At 49.9% G+C, this 2,872-nt stretch carries 2 protein-coding genes; both read right to left on the reverse strand.

What is annotated here, in order from left to right:
* A partial coding sequence (locus ACPLUI_RS13415; protein ID WP_424660755.1) for an acyl-CoA dehydrogenase occupies positions 1-1,137 on the reverse strand: 1,137 nt, incomplete at its 3' end.
* Between the two features lie 420 nt (positions 1,138-1,557).
* Positions 1,558-2,872, reverse strand: a 1,315-nt coding sequence (locus tag ACPLUI_RS13420) for an AMP-binding protein (RefSeq protein ID WP_424660756.1), incomplete at its 5' end; no start/stop codon positions are given.

Here is a 2,872-nt window from a genome sequence, read left to right on the forward strand (position 1 = left end):
CAGATAGTTGGCAATCACAATGCGCTGTACCTCGCTGGTACCTTCATAAATTTCCGTAATCTTGGCATCGCGCATCATACGTTCCACGGGGTACTCCCGCGTATAACCGTAACCACCATGAATTTGCACCGCCTTGGTGGTCACCCACATGGCAACTTCCGAAGCATATAGCTTGGCCATGGCTGACTCCTTACCGTATGGCAGCTTGTTATCTTTCAAAAAGGCGGCCTGGTATACAAGCAGGCGGGCTGCTTCAATACGGGTAGCCATGTCGGCCAGCATCCAGGCAATTCCCTGGTTGGAACAAATAGGCCGGCCAAATTGCTCGCGCACTTTACTGTAAGCCAGGGCTTGCTCAAAAGCTCCCTGGGCAATCCCCAGAGCCTGGGCGGCAATACCGATTCGCCCGCCATCTAAAGTAGCCATAGCTATTTTGAAGCCTTCACCCTCTTTGCCCAGCATATTTTCCCTGGGAATACGGCAATTATCAAAAACCAGTTCGTAAGTATAAGATGCCCGGATGCCCATCTTGTGCTCCTTCTTGCCAAAGGTAAATCCGGGCGTACCTTTCTCCACAATGAAAGCGGTTGTCCCCCGGTGCTTTTTACTCAAATCCGGATCCGTACGGGCAATGACAACATAAACGTCAGCACGTCCACCATTTGTAATGAAGATCTTCGTTCCATTAAGTACATATTCATCCCCATCCCGCACGGCACTTAATTTTACCGATCCGGCATCAGACCCGGCAGAAGGCTCAGTTAAACCCAAGGCACCAATTTTCTTACCTTCCGCCAGGGGAACCAGGTATTTTCTCTTTTGCTCTTCGTTACCAAAAGCGTAGATGGGCCAGCTACACAGGGAGGTATGGGCTGATATGAGTACGCCGGTGGAAGCACAAACCCGGCTTAATTCCTCCACCGCAATGGCATAACTCAGGTTGTCCATCCCCGCTCCACCATACTCCTCGGGAAATGGGATGCCGGTCAGACCCATCTCCGCCATCTTATCCCAAAGGGACCAGTCGTACTCTTCCGTCTCATCCATTTCAGCCGCTTTCGGAGCCACCTCATTCTCTGCAAAGTCACGTACGGTTTGACGCAGCAATTGCTGTTCTTCTGTCAGCACAAAGTTCATAGACCTCTCCCCTTTTGTTCCAGGTTTTCAATATCTTTCGCCATGAGCTTCAGGAAAGCCTTCAAAGTCTATGTACATGCAAGCATCATGCCTGATTTTTTAGAAAACTCTAATTTGATTCGCAAGGACAGCAATTCCGCAATCTGCAGAGATTTCTCAGGTAAAAAAGTAAGGAGGGAAACGTGCCTTCGCCATAGACATTTGCAACCACCTGAAAAAACGGAATAAGTGGAAAAGCACACACCACGGGAAACCAAACTGGTGTTTACATAAGTAAACATGACCAGCCCCCGTTTAGACATTCTTCCAACCGGAGTACTCTTTTAGTAGCATATTCCTTTTTAAATCAATAATCAAGAACATGGTTAAAGGCCGGGCAATTTTCCCGGCCTTTAACTCTCCCAAGGGCAAAACGCATTATTACCTGCGCTTCCCTGCCCACTCGCGTTCCCGCAATTCCACCCGCCGAATTTTACCACTGATGGTCTTGGGAAGCGATTCCACAAATTCAACTTTCCGTGGATATTTATAAGGTGCCGTCACTTTCTTAACATGTTCCTGCAGTTCTTTTACCAGCTCATCGGAAGGCTGGTAACCCGGAGCCAGCACCACGAAAGCTTTAACTACTTCACCACGGATTTCGTCAGGGCTTGATACGACGGCAGATTCTGCTACCGCCGGGTGTTCCAGAAGAGCGCTTTCCACTTCAAAGGGACCAATGCGATAACCTGCGGCCAGAATAACGTCATCGGCGCGGCCCACAAACCAGAAGTAACCATCCTCATCCCTGTACGCCCGGTCACCAGTAAGGTACCAGTCACCGCGATATACGCTGGCTGTTTTTTCCGGGTTTTTCCAATATTCTTTGAAAAGACCTACTGGTCGCTCAGGTTTCACCCTTACAGCCACATCCCCTTCAGTATTGGGCGGCAAAATATTACCTTCTTCGTCAATAACCTGCACATCAAATCCAGGGGAAGGTTTACCCATTGAACCGAACCTGGGCTCAAGACAGGGGAAGCTGCCACATAGCAACACCGTTTCGGTCTGGCCGTAACCATCACGAATTATTAGACCAGTGGCCTCTTTCCAAACTTCAATAACCTCGGGGTTCAGGGGCTCACCGGCACCCACACAATGTCTCAGGGCGGGAAACTTGTACTGGCTCAAATCTTCCAGCACAATCATCCGGTAGTTGGTCGGAGCTCCACAAAGGGTGGTAATGGGGTATTTCTGCAGTAACTCCAGGGTTTTCCTGGGACTAAAACGGGAAGTATGGTGAACAAAAATGGCCGCCCCCATATTCCAGGGACCATAAAAGCTGCTCCAGGCCGCCTTGGCCCAACCTGTATCGCTTAAATTCCAGTGCAGGTCATCCGGGCGCAGATCCAGCCAGTATTTCCCGGTAACGATATGACCGATGGGATAACTGGCATGGCTGTGCACCGTCATCTTTGGATAACCTGTAGTTCCTGAGGTGAAGTATAAAATAGCATTATCATCACTTCTGGTATTTACCGTGGTAAAGTCATCGCTAGCCCTGGCCACAGCTTCCCTGTAATCCAACCAGCCCTGCCGGGGCTCACCGACAATTATACGGGATTTTACCGTGGGACAATCCGCAACAACCTCGTCCACCTTGGGAGCATTCTCGTTGTCGGTGATAACACAAACCGCCTCTGCTGTCTCGAGACGGTACTTAATGTCCTTGGCTGTAAGCTGGGTGGTACCGGGG

Origin of the sequence: Desulfofundulus sp. (genome assembly GCF_049701015.1) — a bacterium.
GTDB lineage: Bacteria > Bacillota > Desulfotomaculia > Desulfotomaculales > Desulfovirgulaceae > Desulfofundulus.